18 protein-coding genes are annotated in these 22,951 nt (G+C 42.7%); 12 read left to right on the forward strand and 6 right to left on the reverse strand.

Translation table 11 applies throughout. The features are described 5' to 3' along the window. Positions 1–18: 18 nt before the first annotated feature. Positions 19–1,281: a DUF945 family protein gene (locus SJY39_RS23870; protein WP_010441447.1), complete on the reverse strand. Its 1,263-nt coding sequence runs from the start codon at positions 1,279–1,281 to the stop codon at positions 19–21. A gap of 183 nt (positions 1,282–1,464) precedes the next feature. On the opposite strand from SJY39_RS23870, the gene SJY39_RS23875 reads away from it, so the two are divergent. The 3 genes from SJY39_RS23875 (at position 1,465) to SJY39_RS23885 (ending at position 4,840) form a co-directional block, all read left to right on the forward strand. Beyond that, positions 1,465–3,408: an ATP-binding protein gene (locus SJY39_RS23875; RefSeq protein WP_029189644.1), complete on the forward strand. Its 1,944-nt coding sequence runs from the start codon at positions 1,465–1,467 to the stop codon at positions 3,406–3,408. Further along, positions 3,401–3,898, forward strand: coding sequence for a response regulator (locus tag SJY39_RS23880; RefSeq protein WP_010441451.1), 498 nt, complete (start codon positions 3,401–3,403; stop codon positions 3,896–3,898). Before SJY39_RS23875 ends, SJY39_RS23880 begins: the two co-directional genes overlap by 8 nt. A gap of 399 nt (positions 3,899–4,297) precedes the next feature. Beyond that, positions 4,298–4,840, forward strand: coding sequence for a hypothetical protein (locus tag SJY39_RS23885; protein WP_004734692.1), 543 nt, complete (start codon positions 4,298–4,300; stop codon positions 4,838–4,840). A 132-nt stretch (positions 4,841–4,972) separates the two neighbouring features. Here the strand turns inward: SJY39_RS23885 and SJY39_RS23890 are convergent, their stop codons facing one another. Further along, the gene (locus SJY39_RS23890) at positions 4,973–5,554 is read right to left on the reverse strand and encodes a TfoX/Sxy family DNA transformation protein (RefSeq protein WP_010441453.1); all 582 of its coding nucleotides are present in this window, start codon (positions 5,552–5,554) and stop codon (positions 4,973–4,975) included. A 357-nt stretch (positions 5,555–5,911) separates the two neighbouring features. On the opposite strand from SJY39_RS23890, the gene SJY39_RS23895 reads away from it, so the two are divergent. The 5 genes from SJY39_RS23895 to SJY39_RS23915 all read left to right on the forward strand — a co-directional run bounded on the left by SJY39_RS23895 (position 5,912) and on the right by SJY39_RS23915 (position 11,471). Further along, positions 5,912–6,832, forward strand: coding sequence for an HDOD domain-containing protein (locus tag SJY39_RS23895; protein WP_010441455.1), 921 nt, complete (start codon positions 5,912–5,914; stop codon positions 6,830–6,832). Positions 6,833–6,886: 54 nt separating this feature from the next. Next, positions 6,887–7,792 (forward strand): lysine exporter LysO family protein, encoded by a 906-nt coding sequence (locus SJY39_RS23900; protein ID WP_010441460.1) that lies wholly within the window; start codon positions 6,887–6,889, stop codon positions 7,790–7,792. Between the two features lie 174 nt (positions 7,793–7,966). Then, on the forward strand, positions 7,967–8,494 hold the full coding sequence (locus tag SJY39_RS23905; RefSeq protein WP_010441462.1) for a hypothetical protein: 528 nt from the start codon (positions 7,967–7,969) through the stop codon (positions 8,492–8,494). A 119-nt stretch (positions 8,495–8,613) separates the two neighbouring features. Then, positions 8,614–10,257 (forward strand): pyridoxal-dependent aspartate 1-decarboxylase PanP, encoded by a 1,644-nt coding sequence (panP, locus tag SJY39_RS23910; RefSeq protein ID WP_372275277.1) that lies wholly within the window; start codon positions 8,614–8,616, stop codon positions 10,255–10,257. 359 nt (positions 10,258–10,616) lie between these two features. After that, the gene (locus SJY39_RS23915) at positions 10,617–11,471 is read left to right on the forward strand and encodes a MurR/RpiR family transcriptional regulator (RefSeq protein ID WP_004734686.1); all 855 of its coding nucleotides are present in this window, start codon (positions 10,617–10,619) and stop codon (positions 11,469–11,471) included. 131 nt (positions 11,472–11,602) lie between these two features. Here the strand turns inward: SJY39_RS23915 and SJY39_RS23920 are convergent, their stop codons facing one another. Then, positions 11,603–12,895, reverse strand: coding sequence for an iron-containing alcohol dehydrogenase (locus SJY39_RS23920; protein WP_016793756.1), 1,293 nt, complete (start codon positions 12,893–12,895; stop codon positions 11,603–11,605). A 469-nt stretch (positions 12,896–13,364) separates the two neighbouring features. On the opposite strand from SJY39_RS23920, the gene SJY39_RS23925 reads away from it, so the two are divergent. Together SJY39_RS23925 and SJY39_RS23930 are read left to right on the forward strand one after the other, a co-directional pair. Then, positions 13,365–13,628 carry a GrxA family glutaredoxin gene (locus SJY39_RS23925; RefSeq protein WP_009847069.1) on the forward strand — a complete coding sequence of 88 codons (264 nt, stop codon included), beginning with the start codon at positions 13,365–13,367 and terminating at the stop codon, positions 13,626–13,628. Between the two features lie 249 nt (positions 13,629–13,877). Then, positions 13,878–15,560: an aspartate:alanine antiporter gene (locus SJY39_RS23930; RefSeq protein ID WP_010441471.1), complete on the forward strand. Its 1,683-nt coding sequence runs from the start codon at positions 13,878–13,880 to the stop codon at positions 15,558–15,560. A gap of 225 nt (positions 15,561–15,785) precedes the next feature. On the opposite strand, the gene fabV is transcribed toward SJY39_RS23930, so the two are convergent. From fabV to SJY39_RS23945, 3 genes are all read right to left on the reverse strand, one after another. Then, entirely contained in the window at positions 15,786–16,988 is a 1,203-nt protein-coding gene (fabV, locus tag SJY39_RS23935) for an enoyl-ACP reductase FabV (protein ID WP_010441474.1), read from the reverse strand. 209 nt (positions 16,989–17,197) lie between these two features. Beyond that, on the reverse strand, positions 17,198–19,480 hold the full coding sequence (locus SJY39_RS23940) for an acyl-CoA dehydrogenase (protein WP_016793755.1): 2,283 nt from the start codon (positions 19,478–19,480) through the stop codon (positions 17,198–17,200). Positions 19,481–19,535: 55 nt separating this feature from the next. Then, positions 19,536–20,165, reverse strand: a complete 630-nt coding sequence (locus SJY39_RS23945; protein ID WP_010441478.1) for a TetR/AcrR family transcriptional regulator — start codon at positions 20,163–20,165, stop codon at positions 19,536–19,538. A 767-nt stretch (positions 20,166–20,932) separates the two neighbouring features. Here SJY39_RS23945 and SJY39_RS23950 point away from each other — a divergent pair. Continuing rightward, positions 20,933–22,240: a TolC family outer membrane protein gene (locus SJY39_RS23950; protein ID WP_010441480.1), complete on the forward strand. Its 1,308-nt coding sequence runs from the start codon at positions 20,933–20,935 to the stop codon at positions 22,238–22,240. Further along, positions 22,240–22,851 carry an OmpA family protein gene (locus tag SJY39_RS23955; protein WP_010441482.1) on the forward strand — a complete coding sequence of 204 codons (612 nt, stop codon included), beginning with the start codon at positions 22,240–22,242 and terminating at the stop codon, positions 22,849–22,851. Before SJY39_RS23950 ends, SJY39_RS23955 begins: the two co-directional genes overlap by 1 nt. Positions 22,852–22,951 lie beyond the last annotated feature (100 nt).

Consider the following 22,951-nt stretch of genomic DNA (forward strand, 5'->3'; position numbering starts at 1 on the left):
TATTCAGGCCTGTTCTTTTTATTGAACAAAAACCGGCATAAGTAGCGCAATTAATGGAATTTCTTGTCCATTTTCAAACACTAGATTTCCGTTTGCTATGTCAGCGCTGATTTCATAACCACTTTCTGTTTGCTTGATCATCTCCATTACGATCAATTCATCTATACCTTCACGGATGAATGGGTACTCCTCGACAAGTCCATTTGAGAAACTCGAGTGAATATTACCCGTTAATGCAGGAACAATCATAGAAGGATTACTACTGATGTTTTCAGTTCCTTCGGGTACGCTCAGCAACCATTTAGAGTCAAATTCACCCTGACCTAGCTGTAGAGACATATTATTCATTGAAAGGTCAAACCCTTTAGCAAACAGGATATCGATGAATGGAATGATCTCTGCAACATCATCTTGAGTCAGAACCGGATTTGATTGGTATATTTCAAAGATCTTCTCAAACGATTCACTGTCCAGTTTCGCCATTTCGAAATCGACGTTTAAGTTATTCACTTGACCTTCGTTGGTCTCGATATTGGCGATATCCAACTTGAGATTACTGCGCAGACGTTTAGTCGCTTCATCAAGGTGAGATTCAAAATCGTACTTTGAATTTTCGATAGTCATGAATGGCTGCATAGCCGAATCCGAAACTAGGAAGCTATCGATAGTAAAATTCTGTGAGCCTAACCAATAGCCTTTTGCTTGCTGGCCAGAACCAACACCCGTCAGGTTCGACAGTGTCACTTCTTCACCGGTTTCAAAATCAATTTGCACAGAAGGAACCGTAAGCTTGTAATCGACTTGCCCTAATACAGTGGCATGGCCAGACAGGTTCGATTTCGTGATAGAGACTGAGGTACCATTATCATCAGAACCTTGATAATTAAACTGACTCAACTCGAAATTAAAATCAGTGTTGCCGTTTAACTCGGTGCTGGTAGTAAGAGTCAGAGGAAGAATATCTGCATTTTCAAATGTCGACAGCGCACCTAGGCTGACTAGACCATGGCTAACCGCGCTGTTGATAACAAACTCACTCGGAATCCCATCAAGCGCGAGTTGCTCTTTGAGATTTTCATCCGTCACCGTTAAACGTGTTTTAACATTAGAAGATAAATAACCTCTATCGTATTCCACGATCTCAGCTTGAATGCTTGAATTGTTAAGCTTTGCAACGCCATCAGTAATCGCGTTTTGTCCAATTTGCCCAACCGCTAGTGGCCAACAAAGTGCCAATGAGATTGCTCCGCCGATTGCGCCAATTTTTCTTAACTGTTCCATGAGTTCTCTTTCTACACGTGTCTGTTTTTTTTAGTCTAACCCATCAGTAGCAAACAAGAAACATTGAGTTAAATCAGTCTATTGCTCGATACTTCGATTGCCTCAATAAATTAACGGTTAGCTCTCATCCTTATTCGTCGGTTCTTGCTAGGCTAGAAGCGTCGCTACTATTAAGGTTGAGCTGTGAATCAATACGCTGTTATCTGTTTGGACAATAATCCGGTTAGCATTGAAAGAATACATTTGGAGCTGGCTCCGTTGGCTTCTGTATTCGATATTTATACTGCCGAGAACATAGAAGACGCACATCACGCATTAGAAGATATCCATGATCACAACCAAACCGTTGCCTTGGTGATCACTCATCATCATTCTGAATTTAATGGCGTGCAATTTCTTATTGAACTTGAACAGCTGCCTCATAGTAATACCGCAAGAACGATATTAGTCAGCGCCTCGTCAGACATTCAATCCATTCTAACCGCTGTGAATGAAGGTCGACTCAATCACTGTCTAACCAAACCAGTTCAAGATCAGGTTCTATTCAAATCAGCGCAAAAAGAGCTGACTTCTTTTGTTATCCAATACGACTCAGAAAACCTGCTCTCTTACAGTGATGCATTGGATCAACAGCGCTTACTCAGAGCGCACATTGAACAAAAGATTCACTCTTTCCAATCGGGGTTCATTCACGACTACCACCAGCTTTCTGATAATGCTCTAGCTGAGCGCGTAGTTAGTGCCCTGCAAGATGTCTTCTCTAAAGACGATAAAACCAAAGCAATTCGTGATTATTCACCAGAGCATTTACTGACGGTTGAGGGCGAAGACAATCGCTTTCTGTGGTTGCTCATTGAGGGTGAAGCTGCACTCTACAAGAAAGATGAATTAGGGCAACAGCGAGAAGTAGTACGTCACTCCAAAGGGAACATTGTCGGTGGGATGTCCTTCGTGACTGGTGAGCCTTCGTTTTCTACCGCGATAACTCTGACTCAAACACGAGTGATTAAGCTTGATAAAGACAGTTTCGCTCAGGTTATGCACTCAAACAGCACTCTGTTACCGCTGTTTACTAATTTATTGCTTCGTCACTTTAACCGACGCTTGCAAAGAAGCATCACCAATAAGATTAAGCTCCAACAAACGCTCGAATCTTTGGAATCCGCGCATCAACAGCTAATAGAAAAAGAGAAGATGGCGATGTTGGGTCAACTCGTCGCGGGCGTCGCTCATGAGTTAAACAACCCTATCGCAGCAATATTGAGAAGTATTGAAACCTTATCTGAACATCTCGATCAGATACTCGAAAACTCGTCTCTCCCAGAGTCAAACAAAGGGACCGAAGTATTAGCGCATTCGAAGCTGGCCAAGCCACTATCGACGGCTCAAGAAAGACAGCTAGTAAAACATTTGACCTCAACGATCGATGATCGGGCGCTAGCCAAAAAAGCAGTCAGGCTTAACCTATGCCAAGATTCTACGGTTCTAGAGACCTTGAAAGACTCCCCTGTCGCAGGTAAAGAGCTGCTCAATGATTTAGAGCATTATCACTATGTTGGAAACTCGATTCGCTCAATTCAAGTGTGCAGCAAACGCATTGCCGACATGGTCAAAAGCCTAAAAAGCTACGCCCGAGAAGATGAAGAGGTTCGCCACTACGCGGACATTCACGAAGGGCTAGAAGATACGCTAGTTATTTTTGAAAACAGGCTTAAATTTCACGAGCTAGAAAAACACTACGATACCGACCTCCCCCCTTTATTGTGTCAGTCACTCGCACTGCAACAGGTGTGGACGAACCTTATCTCCAACGCGCTCGACGCACTTTCAGAAAGAGGAAAAGTCTCGATCACAACGTCTCAGCAAAAAAAAGGGGATGACTCTTTTTTGGTTGTGCAAATATCCGACACTGGCCACGGTATCGACAAAGAACATATCAATACGATTTTCGACCCAAATTTTACGACCAAAAAAGAAGGCAACTTTGGTTTAGGAATTGGATTATCCATCTCTCAACAAATTGTTTCGACTCATCAAGGATTTATTTTGGTGGAGTCTGAGGCAGGAAGCCATACTGACATGCAGGTTTGGCTTCCATTCAAACAAGAAGGAGCACCTCATGAATAAGTACCTAATTTTATGTGTCGATGATGAACCGGAAGTTCTCAACAGTGTGCTTCAAGACTTGGCGGTATTTGAAGAAAACTTTATCGTTGAAGGTGCAGAATCGGTCGATGAAGCCAAACAAGTAATCAAAGAGATGGGCCAAGATGGCATTAAGCTCGCTTTAATTTTATGTGACCACATCATGCCGGACAAAACAGGGATCGATTTCCTTATTGAACTCAACCAACACGACTTCACTAAACCGACACGTAAACTGCTACTCACAGGGCAAGCAGGGTTAGAAGATACCGTGACGGCAATTAATAACGCTGCACTCGATTTCTATATATCTAAACCTTGGCAGGGTGATCAACTCCGAGACACAATTACTCAACAGTTGACTGACTATGTCATTGCTAACGACAAGCAATTGCTAAACTGGACTTCCATTTTGGATACCGAGCGCATACTGACCGCCATGGCAGACAAACGAACAAGTTTTGGCGAATAGCTCCCAGCCCCATACGGGTGGTAATGACGATTAGAAGCAAGTGGTCAGACTAAACTTTTCTGATAGCTATTAAAGCAAGGAATAGCCGTTCAAGCTGAGCGAACAAAGATTAAATTAGGTCAAATAGAGATTTAATCTCGGCGAGTCGCATTTTAGCTTGCACAGCATAGCACTGAGATTTTATTTATTAACGCTTACATTTTGATGAATTGTATCTAAAACATGAGATCTCAGTTGCAGAGTAACCCTTGATTTGGTCATTTTTTAGTTAATTGACAAATGAATGGCATTTTTATGGATTACTTTTCCGTGAGTTAGATTAAACTGTCTCAATGTTTATGGTTTGCCTGATTTATCTCAAACCAAAGGAATTAACACAAATAAAGGTTTACTGTCGTTATGCGCAAAATTCTACTTACTACCGCTATGCTACTGGCATCTAGCCAAGCACTAGCTGTTGATGAACAACCACAAGTAATGAGCAACTTTAACTACGATTACTTTGAAGCACGTATCGGTGCTAGCCCAGTAACGTTTGGTGGCGCGTTCAGTAAGTCAATTCACCCGAATGCTCACGCTATCGCACGTATCGATTCAGAATTTGAAGGCGATTACGATTCAGCTGTAGGTCTTGGTTTCCACGCACCATTAAACAACTGGGCAGATCTAACAGGTGAAATGCTAGCGCGCATCGTTCAACCTGAGAACTCTAGTTCGACGGATATAGGTATGGAAATAAACGTTGGTGTTCGCCAATGGCTTGGTCCACAACTAGAAGTGGGTGGTAAAGGTGGTTACGTTTCAATCGATGACAATGATGATTGGACTGGTTCTGTTTACGCACGTTTCCACTCTACAGAGCTATTTTCTCTAGGTGCAGAAGCTCGTATCAACGACTTCTACGGTGATCAGCTAATGTTCACAGCTCGTTTCAAGTACTAATACTTGAAAAGATTGCTCTCAATGGGCACTTAGCTTTCCAATAATCAAGGCTAAGACAGAAACAAAAAAACCGAGGATATTCCTCGGTTTTTATTTATTAACAATAATCTTAAGCATATAGGAACAACTTCTTTAGTGGCAGCTCTTTAATAATTGCTGCTTGCGTGGTTCTTGTAACAGTTTCCAATGGATACCATCAATTGCACCCGCAAATTTCCAAAGTAGTTTTAGGTCAACATCATTGCCGTACGCTTTGCGAACCTTATTAAACACTTCAGGTGCGCCTAGCTGCATAAACATTGAAACATCATCCACACCCGCCTTCTTAACCATGCGCTCTAGTGTAAGTTGCATGTTCGGAAGATCTCTTAATCGACGGCTAGCTGATGATTTTTTGAAGCTACGTTGCTGAATTGAATTATCGATTGAAGTACGAATAATGCTATCCAAATCAGGGTGTTCACATGTAAACAAGTCAGTAATATCGTAATAGTTTACGGTTGCTGTCGTCTGTTTTTTTACATGACGATACTTTTCACAATCAAGATCTGTCAGTTTTTTATCTAATGACTTTCCACCTCTAATAAATAAACAACCTTCGCTCAACAAAGCGAACATGGCGTCATTTTGAAAGAGGCCCATACCTCCGAACATAGAACGTTTTTGATGCTTACCAAATTGATTCATGTAATTAATAAATGCTGTCTCGGTCATATCCGTTGATCCTTAATCAAATTACCCCGATTAGGTTGATCACCAGACAAGCAGCTTTTTATGCGAAAAATTTTTAATCTATTTTTTATTGTTTAGATGAATATTATGTTTCGTCTCTCACCTTTAAAATAAATGATACTTCGAAAAGAAAAATAAGTCTGGACTTAGTTCACATCAATTAATTGTCTATTCCAGTATTTCATGATTGACTTCACAGTAAACTATCAAATTTGAGTAGAATACTGACATTTGGTGATACATCGGTTCAAACTTTCGGAGCTTATGTGGCCCGATCAGTATTGCCTCTCAGCATCGTGGCTTGTAAAATAGTACGACATACCTGCTGTTGTTTTTTATATGAATCATTTATCGTTTTTCTGGCTACCACAAAATAAAGCTCTTCTATTAAAGGGCCTAGAATCAGAGTTTGCCCAATTAGTTGGTCATTCTATCTCAGCGGGAAAAATAACACTTCCTCCTATACCTAACGTTGTACTCAAAATTCAGAAACTTTGTACCCTCGATTCAACCGGGATTGCCGAAGTTGCCGAGTGCTTACTTGAGGACCCTGGCCTCACGGCCGTTGTGATTCGCGTTGCTAACTCTGTCGTCTTTAACAGACGCAACATTACTTGCGTCGATATTGTGACAGCGGTTTCTCGCCTCGGTATATTGAGAGTACGCGACATTGTTACAGCTCAAGCAATTGAGCAACTCAAGCATTCAGTAAACCTTAGCAACGAATGTAACCAACTTTTGGTCCAGAGTGCTTCTGTGTCCAAAGAGCTTGGCGCGACCATGGTTCTCGTGACCAATGGATTCAAAGAGCTTTCCCCTATTGAATATCGCTATCTTGAACATGAAAAATCATTGCTTGTTGGGTTATTAGCAGACATAGGTTTGTTCTGTTTAGTCAGCGAATATCACCTCTATCTCGAAAACGGTAACTACCTCAACCACGATATCGCCCTGCAAATCTTCCAAGGTCAGTGTTCGGCGACAAGTAAGCTAGTTTTACGACGTTGGGGTTTCGATAGCGACTTTATTGATGTGTGTAGCAACACCATCAATATACAAGAAGAGCGTGAAGTGTCTTACCTGGATATCGCTAGAATTGCTAACCACCTATTGATGTTCAGAAACAAGGACGAGAACATCGACGAGCACGAAGTTGAACTGAATGTGACTGGTGCAGAGGTGCTTTATAAATTAAGCAACTTGAGTAAACATGATTTTAATGCAAAGCTAAACGACGTTATAAACACTAGCGGCTTCTAGGCAACCGTTAAAAGCTAAGTATATGTAATATGAAGTAAATGCAATGGGGAAAGCATGTTTACAGGGATGATCTTTATATTTGCACCACTCGTCGTGGGGTATCTTTTTTCTATTTCAAATATTCAAACGCTAGAGTTTATCAACCGCTCTACCTCGCGTTTAATTTACGTGATCTTGGCGCTTATGGGCCTAAGCTTAGCCGCGCTTGATAATCTAGGTAGCAACCTGCAGACAATCCTTCTATATACTGTCACTTTCTTTGTTTGCTTGGGTGCTTGTAACCTAATGGCACTGCCTGCTATTGATAAATTACTGCCACTTCAAACTGACAGCAGCAAAAAGAAGCTCCCTCTGTCCTCTATGGCGATGGAATCGGCCAAGCTAATCTTAGTGGTGGGCTCTGGCCTTATCGCTGGCTTGGTGTTGCCTATCGGCCTGGATTGGGTCGATACCGCCAGTGAATGGATTTTGTTTGTACTTCTGTTCTTCATCGGCATCCAACTTCGTAATAGCGGACTAACGCTTCGGCAAATCTTGCTCAACAAGCACGGCATGGTTATCGCGGTAACAATCGTCATCACCTCATTGGTAGGTGGCGTTATCGCGGCTTATCTTCTTGATATACCTCTGTTCAAAGCTTTGGCGATGTCTTCAGGTTTTGGTTGGTACTCATTGGCCGGTATTTTGATGGGTGACGCCTTTGGTCCAGTCTATGGGGGGGCGTCCTTCATGCTTGAGCTGCTAAGAGAACTGGTTGCCTTGGTATTGATTCCAGTTCTGATTCGTAGCTATCCATGCACCTCGATTGGTTATGCGGGGGCAACGGCGATGGACTTCACCTTACCTGTGATTCAAACCACAGGAGGCGTTCGATGCGTTCCTATCGCGATTGTCAGTGGCTTTATTTTAAGCTTGCTTGTCCCGATTTTGATGTTGTTCTTTGTATCTCTTGCTAACTAGATCGCAGGAATAGTAATTGTTTTAGATTAGAATGCATCTCGAATTGAAATGCCCAAGATACCGATACAGTTACCGAAATAAAAAGACACGAAGTGTCATTGCTCAACAAATAATGATCACGGTACTCTGTAACGACAAAGTTATAAAAAGAATAAACTTACAAAAGGAACCACTATGAAACGCCTTTGCGTCGCATTACTGCTAGCTTCAACTTCTACTTTCTCTTTTGCAGCAGATTCTATGTCTGAAACAAATCAGTGCCAAGCAACAAAATATGATGCGTACATCGACGCTTCTTTGAATTGGTATGCCGACCTTGCTGCTTTAACGTCTGAACAGTACCCAGAGTTAACAGAAGTCAGTGAGTGGTTCCTAGAAGGTCGTAAACACCACTTTGAACTTAATCGTGCCGCGGTCAATTACTACCTAGTTAACGACTCAAGTAAAGTCGCTACTGAGCAGCCAGTTGAAGGTTGGTTGCAATTAGAACAACACGACATTAAGACACTTTCAACGCGTAATGATGAGCTTGGCCAAATCGCAAAAACAACGTTCGATGACCGCCAATCAACGCCTCACGCTCAAAACTACGAACTACGTTCAGCGTTTGCAGAATTGCTTAGTCACCCTAAGCAGATCGACACAGCACTGCAGCGCTACAACCAGTCAATTGCTAAACTTGAAGCGATTAAATGTAAATAACCCCTCATTTAATATGCTTTTTTGAGAAGTTGGATTTCATAATTAAGACGGGACATTGTTCCCGTTTTCGTTTAGATTGTCCCGCTCGCGTCAATATAAAAAAAAATAACTCGCTTGCTATGGTTACGGAACAAAAAACAGCAGATGTTAGCTTCGACAGTCTTTTACGTATCTTCACGGTACCTGAAGGCCCAGATTCAACACTCACTCAAATTGAAGACAAACTTTCACGAAACCTGAATCAATTCTTACGTGAACACATTGTGGCTGAAGAAAAGCCGCTGCGTGAAATTGAGAAAGATTTTTCAAATGCTCATATCCCTGAGCAGCCTGAATTTGTTTCTGAACATACTGAGCATCTACTCGATTCTCTCGTGTCTCATTCGGTACATACGTCGTCGCCAAGTTTTATTGGCCACATGACGTCTGCCCTGCCGTATTTCTTGATGCCGCTTTCTAAGATAATGATTGCCCTCAATCAGAATCTAGTAAAAATCGAGACCTCAAAAGCTTTTACTCCCCTAGAACGTCAAGTTCTGGGCATGCTACATCGCTTGATTTATCAAGATAGTGATCAGTTTTACTCTCGTTGGATGCACAGCGCAAACCACTCTCTAGGTGCGTTTTGTTCTGGAGGTACCATCGCGAACATTACTGCGCTTTGGGTTGCACGTAACAATGCACTGAAAGCACAAGGTTCGTTCAAAGGTGTCGAGAAAGAAGGCTTATTCAAAGCCATGAAGCACTACGGCTATGAAGGCCTTGCCATCTTAGTCTCTGAACGTGGTCACTACTCTCTTAAAAAAGCCGCTGATGTACTCGGTATCGGTCAAGAAGGCCTAGTGTCTGTTAAAACCGACAACAACAACCGAATTTGCACAGACGATCTAAGACTGAAAATAGAACAACTCAAGCAGAACAAGATAAAACCTTTCGCTGTTATTGGCGTAGCGGGTACAACAGAAACCGGTAATATCGATCCGTTAAGAGACATTGCCGAGGTATGTGCTGAATCTGATTGCCACTTCCATGTGGATGCTGCTTGGGGCGGCGCGACTTTAATGTCGAATAATTATCGCCACCTGCTTGATGGCATTGAGCTGGCGGATTCAGTTACGATTGATGCACATAAACAGCTTTATATCCCTATGGGTGCGGGTATGGTTCTGTTTAAAAAACCAGACGCAATGACTGCTATTGAACATCATGCTCAATATATTTTGCGTAAAGGATCTAAAGATCTCGGCAGCCATACGTTAGAAGGCTCTCGCTCAGGCATGGCCATGCTGGTTTATGCTTCGATGCACATCATCAGTCGTCCAGGTTATGAGCTACTGATCGACCAGAGTATTAACAAAGCGCGCTACTTTGCCGACTTGATCAAGCAACAAAACGATTTTGAATTGGTATCAGAGCCTGAACTTTGCCTACTGACTTACCGCTATGTGCCTGAATCAGTTAAAGCCGCCCTACTTAAAGCCGATGCAAAAGAACGTATTGAACTGAATGAGTTGCTGAACGAGCTCACTAAGTTCATTCAGAAAAAACAACGTGAAACAGGTCGATCTTTTGTTTCAAGAACTCGTTTGAACCCTGAAGTTTGGGCGCATCAACCAATCATCGTTTTCCGTGTTGTGTTAGCGAACCCACTAACAGGCAACGACATTCTTTCTTCGGTACTTGAAGAACAGCGCGAAATATCGACACTAGCCCCTAACTTGATGGGTAAAATCACCAAGTTGGTTACGCAAATCAACACATAGCCATTCAATTTTAGTTGCATCAAATTGAAAATTTCTTTCTTTTTGATGTAACTAAGCTGTCAGTTCGTACTCAATTTGCACTCTTTTTACTCAAAATCTCTTCCAGTTCTGTAGTTTTCTAAAATTTTGTTGAGGTTTGTCATATTCTTAAGCATTCATGCCGTGTTTTTGTATTAGTAAATAGTATGTTGGGTTTATACTGACTATATGGTGCTAGTTAGCTTGATATCTATTTGAAGCAGCGGTATTTACATGCAAAAAAATATTTTGAGTCATGTTTTACTGATATTTGTTTCAGCCATACCCCCTGGTAAAAAGATATTAACTAGCAAGTTGTTCTCTATACCCTTGTGAACACTATGAATACATTAGAAAAAATACAAAAAAACCTGGAAAATTTCAGCAAGTCTGAGCGTAAGGTAGCCGAAGTAATTATGGCTTCCCCTCAAACTGCAATTCATTCTAGCATTGCTACCTTAGCTAAAATGGCTGACGTGAGTGAGCCAACAGTTAACCGCTTCTGTCGTCGTTTAGACACAAAAGGCTTCCCTGACTTTAAACTTCACCTAGCTCAAAGCTTGGCGAACGGTACACCTTACGTGAACCGTAACGTTGAAGAAGATGATGGCCCAGATGCTTATACACACAAGATTTTCGAATCGACTATGGCTTGTTTAGACGTTGCTAAAAACAGTCTCGACGCGATGCAGGTAAACCGTGCGGTTGACTTGCTGACTCAAGCAAAACGCATTTCGTTCTTCGGACTGGGTGCCTCTTCTGCTGTAGCCAAAGATGCTCAAAACAAGTTCATCCGTTTTAATATTCCGATCACATGTTTCGAAGACATCGTGATGCAACGAATGAGCTGCATTAACTGCAGTGATAACGACGTTATTGTTCTTATCTCTCATACAGGCCGAACTAAAAGCCAAGTTGAGATCGCGAACTTAGCGCGTGAAAACGGTGCGACAGTTATTGCTATCACAGCAAAAGACTCTCCACTAGATAAAGCGAGTTCATTGTCTATCTCATTGGATGTACCGGAAGACACAGACGTTTACATGCCAATGGCAAGCCGTGTCGTTCAAATGACGGTTATCGATGTGCTAGCAACAGGCTTTACGCTTCGTCGTGGCTCTGGTTTCAGAGAGAACCTAAAACGCGTTAAAGAGTCACTTCGTGATTCACGTTACGAGAAGTACTCTCAGTTCTAACCTGCTAAGACATGAACAGAAAGCACATGACTTGAGAACAAGTCGAATTAAAAAACGGAGCCTAGTGCTCCGTTTTTATTTGTCTTTCCGAAAGAATTTTTTTAATGTTCTCTTTACCAAAACAAATACGGTTAAATAGTCCAACTATTGCCTTTTTCAACCACTCCGTTTTCAGACGCATAAGAATTAATATATGTAAAACTCGACTCAACCTCTTGAGACCGATCTTTTTGATTCAATAAAGCGTTCTTATCAGAGCTCTGATCACAACAGCACTCCTCACAAACTTGCTGTAAAATATGTACTAACCTTTCTCGATTCAGCGGTAGCGGATTGCCTTTAATTGCGACCGATTTTAATGCATCGGCTGACACTTCATCAAACTGAGCGGCACACACACCAAATTCGAGTAGACTTGGTAACTGGAGAGTATTTAATGTTCCAGATAACCAAGAAACGGCCTCTTCCTCTTTAGCCTCTATATTATACGTCACTATTTGAGCAATTCGTTTATAACGTACTAAGATGTCGTCTCGTTTCTGTTCTCTTGCTACGGCAATGTTTTCTAACATTACATATGGCGCTAACCGAGCCGTAATAATACTGTGTGGCGCAGAAATTTTACCACCTAGCGCAGACGCTAAACCATGAGCAGCACCAAGCTTAGCATTAGTGATTGCCATTCCACCAAGCATAGAGGCAAACGCTAGATCACAACGTGCTTGTGGCTCATCATCAATACATGCCCGAACCACAGATGAACTCAATTTACGCAGCCCTTCCTCGCAAATCATATCGGTCAGCGGGTTAGGGTCACCACACACATAGGCTTCCATTAAATGAGTAAATGCATCCATCGCACCACGCCCCGATAGATACAGATTAGTGCCATGAGTTAAAGTAGGGTCAACAATCGCAACGTTCGCCAGCATGTCTGGGCTTCTAAGGCTAACCTTGACTTGATCTTGGCCTGATTTGAGCACCGCATTCTTAGTTACTTCTGCCCCCGTACTCGCCGTTGTAGGGATAGCGATAAACGGAATAGGTTTGGTTTTCAAAGGAACATTACGACCAACCACTTCTACATAGTCGTATAAATTACCTTGATTAGGTAGAATCGCCGCTAAAGCTTTCCCCATATCAATCGCACTGCCTCCACCCATGGCCACTACCATGTCAGGTTTAAATCGACGAGCAGAAATGGCGGCTTCTTCTACCATTTTTATGTTGGGTTCACCTGAGACCGCAATGTGTTGATAACGTATGCTTTGCGCATCAAAGTAATCGGTGACGATTGAAGTTCGTTCTAACGTATTACCAGTAACCAATAGAACACTGTAGCCATATTGATTAAAGAGAGACAATGAAGCCTTTAATGCCCCATCACCAAAGATGATCTTTGTAGATGTCATAAACTGAAACATGGTGCCTCCTGCGCCTATGTATGACTAAACAAAACTGCGAACTCTTGGTATTTGGAATATGACGTTTGTGTTTCAAACATAACCACGATATTGACGTAGTAACATCAGCGAAGAATACAGAGTGTGGTTCTATATCTGTTTCTAAGATGCCTCGTTCTGCAGCTGATTTTTTTGACGAGGTGCAACTTGTCGTATTAAAGACAGATTAAAGTCCTATTTTTAGGGGTAATTCACATTCTTATAATAAGGGTACTCATCGTCAACATTCACAAGAGAACTGCCATGTTCTTTTTTATGAACATTATTTGCTCTGATAGGCAAAACCTATTGTATTAAGAGGCAATTCCATCTTTATTTCCCTAAGGCATTAGGGCATAGTTGGTTTCAAGAATTTTTGAGTCGTATTCAGTTTAAGAATAGTTGACATATTTAGGTTAACGAGCCTCATCCCGTATTTAGGAGAAATGAAATGTTTGTAGTTATTTTTGGTCGCCCAGCTTGCCCATTCTGTGTTCGTGCAAAAGAGCATGCTGAAACTCTTAAAGCGAAGCGTGATGATTTCAACTACCGTTATGTTGATATTCACGCTGAAGGCATCAGCAAAGCTGACCTGGAAAAAACAGTAGGTAAGCCGGTAGATACAGTGCCACAAATTTTCATCGACCAAGACCACATTGGCGGTTGCACAGAATTTGAAGCATACGCAAAAGAAAACTTAGGCCTTTTTGACTAAGCTAAATTGTCTCTTACGAGCATCGAGGTTAAAGCCTTAAGCAGCTAACCAGTTTACCGTTAGACTGTCAGATTTATATAAAGCCCGCTCCCTGTAGCGGGTTTTTTTCATAACAAGTTTTCGTACCGAATAAGAATCAGGTCAAAATCAAGTAAAATAGCAAAATATCGCTTATAATTTATTTATATTTAGATACAATTCACCTCTCAAACTTACCCTGTGTTTCACGCCAATTATTGAGCGACCGCTGTGAATATCGACGTTGTTTTTCTGCTAGAACAAAACCCTATCCTTCTCATCTTTGTTGTTTTATCGATTGGTTTAGCCATTGGTAAAATTCGTTTCGGTAGCCTCCAACTCGGCAACTCAATCGGTGTTCTGATTACTTCCCTTATCATGGGACATCTGGGTTTTTCGTTTAATGCAGATGCGCTCACTATTGGCTTTATGCTCTTCATTTACTGTGTTGGTATCGAAGCTGGGCCTAATTTCTTCGGTATCTTCTTCAGAGACGGTAAGCATTACCTTATTCTTAGCCTTGTCGTACTCTCTACCGCAATTGCTTTAACGTATTTCAGCAGCCACTACCTTGGTTTAGACTTTGGCTTATCAGCAGGCATGATGGCGGGAGCCCTAACGGCAACGCCGATATTAGTTGGTGCTCAAGATGCTCTCAATTCTGGGATTGCAGAATTACCAAGAAACATGGATTTAGGTTTGATCATCGAAAACCTTTCTGTGGGTTATGCGATGGCTTACTTAGTCGGCTTAATCAGTATGATTATGTTCGCTCGCCTCATTCCAAAACTTCAAAAAGTAAACCTGCATGACTCAGCAGAGCAAATCGCTCAAGAACGCGGTCTAGGGGCATCTGGCCAACGTAAGGTTTATCTTCCAATAATTCGTGCTTACCGCGTGGGACCAGAGCTTATATCTTGGACAGACGGTAAGAACCTGCGTGAACTAGGTATCTATCGTCAAACGGGTTGTTACATTGAACGTATTCGCCGTAACGGTATTCTCGCCCACCCTGATGGTGACGCAATTTTGCAAGAAGGCGATGAGATTGCATTGGTAGGCTTCCCTGATAGCCACGCTCGTCTCGACCCAAGCTTCCGTAATGGTAAAGAAGTTTTCGACCGTAACCTTCTCGATCTACGAATCGTAGAAGAAGAGATCGTCGTTAAAAGTGACAATATCGCAGGTAAACGTCTTTCAGATCTCAATCTGTCTGAGTATGGCTGTTTCCTTAACCGCGTAGTTCGAGCACAAATTGAAATGCCGATGGACTTAAACATCGTGCTTTCCAAAGGCGACGTGCTGCAAGTGAGTGGTGAAAAGAGTCGTGTTCACGGCTTAGCTGAGAAAATTGGTTTCATCTCGATCCACAGCCAAATGGCAGACTTGATGGCTTTCTGTAGCTTCTTCATTCTGGGCATTTTGTTTGGTTTGATCACCATGACATTCGGTCAGGTTTCGTTTGGCTTAGGCAATGCAGTCGGCCTGCTATTGTCGGGGATCATGCTTGGCTTCTTAAGAGCAAACCACCCTACCTTTGGTTACGTACCTCAGGGTGCGTTAAACATGGTCAAAGACCTCGGTTTGATGTTCTTTATGGTCGGTATAGGTTTAAGCGCCGGTGGCAAGATATTCGAGCACTTAACCCAAGTTGGACCACAGGTCATTGGTATTGCTCTGGTGGTGAGTGTTCTACCAGTATTCTTCGCCTACTTGGTCGGCGCTTATGTGCTGAAGATGAACCGAGCTTTATTATTTGGAGCCATCATTGGCGCTCGAACCTGCGCGCCTGCGATGGATATCGTAAACGACCACGCTCGCTCAACCATTCCGGCTCTGGGTTATGCAGGTACCTATGCGATAGCCAATATATTGATGACCTTAGCGGGTACCTTCATCATCATTATTAGCTAATCTCTTAGGTGTTAAGAGCGCTTTAGGTTAGATATTTTTAATGCACTAATTCACCTTTGGATTAGTGCATTTTTATTACTCGTTATATTCTTCTCTTTTCCCTATCTTTCTCATCTGTCTTTTAGCTCTCTGCGCATATCAAATCAGCTCGTCATTTTTCTCAAACTACAGATAAAAAAATAGGCGCTCAATGAGCGCCTATTTCGTTTTATTCGATTGTTCGAATTAGATGTCAGCTACATCAAATTCAACCGCTGTATCAACGTCAGCTTCGTAATCCACACCTTCAACACCAAAACCGAATAACTTCAAGAACTCTTCTTTGTACTCGACGTAGTCTGTCAGTTCTTTTAGGTTTTCAGTTGTGATTTGAGGCCATAGGTTACGGCAATGTTCTTGGATGTCGTCACGAAGTTCTAGGTCGTCTAGGCGTAGACGGTTCACTTCATCAACTTCTGCAGCGCTACCGTCTTCTTTGTATAGACGTTGGCTGAACATGCGGAAGATCTGTTCCATACAACCTTCGTGGATACCTTCTTCACGCATCTTCTTGAACACCATAGCGATGTAAAGAGGCATAACAGGAATAGCCGAGCTTGCTTGAGTCACAACAGACTTAAGGACAGCAACGTTTGCTGTACCGCCAGTTTGGCCTAGCTTCTCGTTTAGCACTGATGCTGCACGGTCTAGATCCATCTTCGCTTTACCTAACGCGCCATCCCAGTAGATTGGCCACGTTAGTTCAGTACCGATGTAGCTGTAAGCAACTGTCTTACAACCGTCAGCTAGAACACCAGCTTCTGAAAGCGCGTTGATCCAAAGTTCCCAATCTTCACCGCCCATTACAGTAACAGTGTCTTTAATCTCTTCTTCAGTAGCAGGCTCTACGCTTGCTTCAATGATCAGGTCTTTGTTCGTATCAACAGCCGTGGATGTGTATGTTTCACCGATAGGTTTTAGAGCTGAACGAATCACTTCACCAGTCTCTGGCATTTTACGCACTGGAGACGCCAGTGAGTACACAACCATATCGATTTGGCCTAGATCTTCTTTGATCAGGTCAATTGTTTTCTGTTTCGCTTCGTTAGAGAAAGCATCACCATTAAGGCTCTTTGAATACAGGCCTTCTTCTTTAGCAAGCTTGTCGAACGCTGCTGAGTTGTAATAACCAGCTGTGCCCGGCTTTTTCTCAGTACCGGCTTTCTCGAAGAAAACACCGATAGTTGAAGCGCCGCCACCAAATGCAGCCGCAATACGTGAAGACAAGCCGTAGCCACTTGAAGAGCCAACAACTAATACACGTTTAGGTGCGTTTGCGATTGGACCTTGAGCTTTTGTGTAAGCAATTTGTTCTTTTACATTAGCTTCACAACCGACTGGATGTGTTGTAGTACAGATGAATCCGCGAATTCGAGGTTTGATGATCATATTCAACTTCCTTAAAAAATCAGGTTAAGGATAAAAGTTTCGTACGCAAATGGCATCTAATTTCTGTAAAAATGTGGTGAAAATGCAAGTGGTTGGAGCACTCAACTGATATTTGCTGACTAAGTCACCATTTGTTAACGCATCTATTGCGACTTCTGCGACAAAAACAAAAAAGGCACCTTATTAGGTGCCTTTTATCGTTTCTTTATCTAAGCAACGCTATTTAGCTTAGGTTTTAACTCTTTTCGCGTCAAAGTTTCACTAAAGTCATGACTGAAGTGGTCAACTTGAATCGCGGTGTAACGCAGTTTATCAGCAGCGACAATTTGGTCGACTTCTTCTTGCGTTAGAACATCGGCAGCAAGTGCTTGAGCCAGTTTGTCGGCCAGCAAGCCTTTACGAGCCACTTTGCCTTCTTTCACTGCTTTGAAGATCTTACGTTCCAGAGGCTTGATGCTGTACATCGCGTTAAAAGCGTTCTCCATAAGACCAATACTGTCATCCTCTTCCTTGCCGATGTAGCAAAGATGAGTCAGACGTTCACGGTGCGCTCCCGGAGTCATCAAGCTTTCAGCTAATTGAACCGTTAGATTGTCACTTGGTTTTTCGAAGTGGTTACCTACAGGGAAAACTAAACCTTTCAGCACTTTCCCAACCATCTTGTTAGGGAAGTTACGGTACGCTTCTTGTAGTGACTTAGCCGCATTGTGGAAACAGTGTTGAACTGCGTAGTGTACGTAGTCTAGATCAGCTTGTTGACGACCTTCATCCTCGTACTTCTTAAGCGCAGCCGAAGCCATGTATAGGTAACTTAGGCCATCGCCCAAACGTGCAGAGATAAGTTCTTTACGTTTCAGCTCACCACCTAGCGTCAGCATTGCGAAATCCGCACTGACTGCAAGCGCACGGCTCAAACGAGTTAGATCTTGGTAGTAAGGTTTCGTTGGACCACTCATGTCGGCTTTAATAAATTTAGAGCCAGTTAGTGCTGCACCAAAAGCACCGAACGTGTTTTTAGTTGCGTGTGAGATATGCTTGAACAACAAGCTATCAAAGTCTTTTGCACCTTGCTTCTCATCTGGGTTCGCTGCCGCTTCCATTTCGCTCAATACGTATGGGTGACAACGTGTCGCACCTTGACCGAAGATCATCAGGTTACGAGTTAGAATGTTCGCACCTTCTACTGTGATTGCAACTGGAATACCTAGGTAAGGCGCAGCCAAGTAGTTCATTGGGCCATCTTGAATTGCACGACCTGAATGGATATCCATTGAGTCATTCAAAATAGTACGTGCCATTTCTGTCATGTGATATTTGGCGATAGCCGTTACGATACCCGGCTTCTCTTTCATATCAAGTGAAGTGGTTGTCAGTGTACGAGTCGCTTCTAATAGATACGTTAAGCCACCAATACGGCCTAGGCTCTCTGCAACACCTTCAAACTTACCAATCGACATACCGAACTGCTTACGAACATAAGCGTACGCGCCGGTCGTTTTCGCTGTTAGGTGGCCCATCGCCGTGCCAAGTGCGGGTAATGAGATACCACGACCTGCAGACAAACATTCCACCAGCATACGCCAACCTTTACCTGCGTAATCTGCGCCACCGATTAGCCATTCCATAGGAATAAATACATCGTGACCGCGTGTTGGACCATTCATAAACGCAAGACCAAGTGGATCATGACGCTCACCGATCACAACACCTTCGTGGTCTGCTGGGATAAGCGCACAAGTGATACCGATGTCTTCTTTGTCACCCAGTAGCTTTTCTGGATCGTGCAGTTTGAAAGCCAGGCCAAGTACCGTAGCCACTGGTGCTAGCGTAATGTAACGCTTGTTCCAGTTAAGCTTGATGCCAAGTGTCTCTTTGCCTTCGTGCATACCCATACACACAGTGCCTACATCAGGGATACCGCCTGCATCAGAACCCGCTTCAGGGCCTGTTAATGCGAAACATGGTATATCTGTACCGTCAGCTAGACGTGGAAGCCAGTAATCTTTTTGCTCTTGAGTACCGTAGTGAGACAGTAGCTCACCAGGCCCAAGAGAGTTTGGAACCATTACCGAAACCGCAGTACTGATACTGCGAGTCGCAATCTTAGTTACGATAGTAGAGTTTGCGTGCGCTGAAAATTCACGACCGCCGTACCCTTTCGCAATAATTAACGAGAAGAAACGCTCTTTGCGTAAGAAGTTCCACACTTCCTCGGGAAGGTCTCGGTCTTCTTTTACAATTTGGTGGTCATCAAGCATAGCGAGCAGGGTCTCAAGTTCATTGTCCATGAACGATTGCTCTTCTGCTGTTAGCTGAGGTTTTGGATATTGATGCAGCTTAGTGAAATCTGGTTTACCAGAAAACAGCTCTCCGTCCCACCAAACACTACCCGCTTCCATCGCTTCTTTCTCGGTGCTAGATAGTGGTGGTAGTACTTTTTTAAAGAGTTTAAAAGCTGGGTCACTTACCCATTTTTGTCTTAGAGAGCTCATAGTTCAGATCCTTTTGTTCACTATATTGTTTGTGAATATTTTACTTTTTATTGTTTTATTCTTTTGCTGACATACCAGCGGCTAAATATGGAATGAGAATATCGACCACTGATTTCGCATCTATCTTTCTGTCATAGTCATTCTCTGCAATTTCTATGAGGGCTTGGCTAGATGCCATGGTGAACACACAAGTCCCTAGGGTGAAGTGCAATCGCCAAAATAACTGTTCTTGAGTAAGGTTCGGATTCGCCTTCATTACTGATGTCGTAAACAAAGAAAGTACTTCGCTATAACGAGTAGTAATAAACCAACGCAGGTGCCCTTGCACATCCGTATAGCCTCTACCGATAAGCAACATGAAGCGACTCGTACCGTTTGGTCTAACATCGTTGAGTGCTCTTAATGGCTGTCTTAAAGACTCAAACACGTCACTCATAGAATACGTTTCGTTCAAGTTTAAGTTCACTAGCGCATCTTGTAGAGCTGGCATGAATGCCTCTAAGTACCGATTGAGTACCGCACGAACCAGAGTTTTCTTATCGCCAAAGTGGTAATTCACTGAAGCTAAATTGACATTGGCTTTACCCGTAATGGTACGTAAAGAGGTGTCATTAAAACCGTGCTCAGCGAATAAGCCTTCAGCCACATCTAAGATTTTGTCTTTGGTTGTACTTCTTGGTGCCATTTCAATCACTCGTATTAAACAACTGTTTGAAATATACTCTTAGTACATTTATTTAACAAGCAAGCAACATCACATTTTCACAAATTGGTCGTACCAGTTGGAAAAAGTCGACACTAACCAATTGAATCGATGTGTGTTTACAAAAAAAGGAAAAATTAATGAATTTTCTTGGAACTGAAATAGAAATGGAGGGTCATAAATTAAGTAGAAAACAGAGTATTTAGAAGTTTAACAGGCCGTCAAACTTGTTCTTCTCACTGCTTTCTTAATTACTGCATTTTCCTTATTAACTCCTATACTTGTATCCGCCCAAACCGTGTTGGTTTGGGCTTTTTTTTGTTTGTTGTTTAGGGTGAAACCTTACTTACCCTTCTTCACAGCTACAGCTACAACTACAACTACAAACTAAACAGCGCGATCGATTCTTTATATATTGTCATTTTTTACTAAAAATCGAACTACCACGCTTGGCACATTGCTATCACTGAGATACGTATTTCAAACAACCTCCTAACCAACGTTTACCAATCTCTGCCCAAGCCGAATTCTAGCCTTGCATTTATTTTCAACACATTTACTCGAAACTTGCCACCTGTCACAACTGGTAAATTAATCAATAGCGGTAGAGACTTACATTCGAAATAAAGCCAACAAACTTAGCAATTTCTAGCAGATGTCCTAAGCTTCGTTTAATACCCTTCTCAATTAAGTAGTTAAACGCTAGTTGGGAGGCGGCGGGAGCTTTTAAAAGTAGAAGGAGACCTACTTTGAGACTGTTTAAATTACCCATCATCTGTTGCTTAGCTATTGCAACCCCACTCTCTGCTCAGACTTTAGAACAGGCTGTTGCCATTACTTTGGCTACCAATCCTGAGATAAAAAGTATTTTTAATGAGTTTGTGAGTGTACAAAAACGAAACGATGCCGCAGGTGGTGCTTATAGGCCGAGTATCGATCTTGATGCTGGTATTGGCTATGAAGGCATAAACCCTGCGCCAAACAACGGTCCTGATACCGATCTCACACGAAAGGAAGCCACCATATCCCTCACTCAGTTGTTGTGGGATGGTTCGTCGACTCTCAATGATATTGACCGTACTGCCGCAGAAGCGGAATCGGTTCGCTTACAATTACTCGCGGATGCCGAAGACAAAGCGCTAGAGGTCACACAGATCTACCTGGATGCAGTCAAAGCAACTGAAGTTTTAGCCCTTTCGGAAAGTAACCTTGCTATCCACAAGAAAATCTATAAAGACATCAAAAAACGAGCAGCCTCAGGCATAGGCTCAACCGCAGATGTATCTCAAGTAGAAGCTAGGATTGCAAAAGCGCACGGCAATTTATTAGCCGCACAGAACAACCTAATTGATACCCACACTCAATTTAGAAGAATAGTGGGTCAAGAACCGCTTGGCTTGGTCTACCCAAGAGCCGATATTTCTATGATTCCTCTGTCATTATCAGACGCCCTTGTTAATGCTCTGGACCAACACCCGGTAATCAAAGTCGCAACTGCAGATGTCGATTCGGCGCACTTCCAGTACAAACAATCAAAAGGGGTTAACTACCCGACTTTCTCTATCGAGGCATCTCAATCATGGCGCGATGATGCGGGAGGCGATGAAGGTTCGAGCCAAGAGACGTTGGCAATGTTAAGAATGCGATACAACCTCTACAACGGTGGTACCGATAGTGCTAATTCAGAAGCTGCAGCTTACCAACTTAATAAAGCGAAGGATCTAAGAGATCGTGCTTATCGACAAGTGGAAGAAGGCCTTCGCCTATCTTGGAGTGCATTGGATCTGACGTTGCAACAAAAGAACTTCTTGTCTGATCACGTGGATTCGGCGTCAGAAACCGTTATCGCTTATGAGAAACAATATCGAATCGGCAAACGTACGCTCCTTGACCTGCTTAACACCGAAAACGAATTGTTTGAAGCCCGTAAAGATTACTTAGATGCGCATTACTCTGAACAGTACGCTAAATACCGTGTAATGAACGCGACAGGCTCTCTATTGAACGCTCTACTGGTCGACATTCCAGACGAGTGGACAACGGCCGTGGAGTATTAATGATGAAAATACCTTATTTATTGCTTTCCGCATTAACGATAACGCTATGTGCATGCTCTAGCCAAAATGAAGAGCCCTACATAGAAACGCCAGAAGCGGAGCAAATTTCAGACCTGCAAGACGATGATAATGATGGGGTGGTCAATGCACGAGATACCTGCCCAAGTACACCTAGAGCGTCATTAGTTGATAATGAAGGTTGTGGCGAGACTATACGCTCAGAAGAAATCAGACAGCTGAACATCCTTTTCGCCAATGACTCCTATGAAGTTAACCCTATCTTCTCAGATCAAATCACTACCATGGCTGAGTTCTTAGAAACCTACCAAAGTGCATCGATAGAAATTCAAGGTTACGCCAGTAAAGTCGGCGCGAGTGAATACAACTTAGAGTTATCAAAGAAGCGCGCTCACCACGTTGAAGATGAATTATTGTCGAATGGTATAGACCCGAGCCGAGTAAGAGTTGTCGGTTACGGTGAAAACCGCTTAGAGAGCGATGGCAACGATGCTACTTCTCATGCACTGAACCGTCGAGTAACAGCAACGGTTGTCGGGCTGAATGAGCAGATCGTCGAGGAGTGGACCATATTTACCACGCTAGAAAAATAACATGACACTGTCACTCTGGTCATCCAAAACGATCCGCAATTCATGCCGATCAAAATAATGAGTTGAATCTAGGAGTTTTAGAGTATCAATAACTAACCAA

This window comes from Vibrio sp. R78045, from assembly GCF_042466085.1.
In the GTDB taxonomy this organism is placed as follows: Bacteria; Pseudomonadota; Gammaproteobacteria; order Enterobacterales; family Vibrionaceae; genus Vibrio; species Vibrio cyclitrophicus.